The following is a 462-nucleotide window of genomic DNA, read 5'->3' as shown; positions in this document are numbered from 1 at the left end:
TACCTGTTACTAAAAAGAAATTCCTGCTTTAAGGAAGTACCGGTTCAATGGTATTCAGGGAGAGAAATCATCCCGAATTCAGAAGCCGCAAATTACTAAATGTTTCCTGATTTTTTAAAGCCTGCGCCCAATAATTCTTGGCATTTATCCTATTTTTGCGGCATGGCAAGAAAGAACAGAAATATTGAATTCAAGGAGGTAGAGGTGATTGATGCCGGGGCAAAAGGGAAGAGTATTGCCAAAGCTCCCGATGGAAAGGTGATCTTTATAGGTAATGCAGTGCCGGGCGATGTTGTAGATGTGCAGACCACCAAGCGAAAAAAGGCTTTTTACGAAGGTACAGCTACCAGGTTCCATAAATATTCAGATAAGAGGGTGGAGTCTCCCTGCATACATTTTAGTGTGTTCGGAGGTTGCAAATGGCAGTTTATGGATTATAAACACCAGCTTTTTTACAAGGAA

1 protein-coding gene is annotated in these 462 nt (G+C 41.3%); it reads left to right on the top strand.

All coding sequences use genetic code 11. The annotated features are described in order from the left end of the window. Window positions 1-162: 162 nt before the first annotated feature. A partial coding sequence (locus tag HC175_RS18360) for a TRAM domain-containing protein (protein WP_168139679.1) occupies window positions 163-462 on the top strand: 300 nt, incomplete at its 3' end.

This window comes from Salinimicrobium oceani (genome assembly GCF_012037645.1).
Note: the sequence above shows the minus strand (reverse complement) of the source record. Positions and strands in the feature narration are given on the sequence as shown.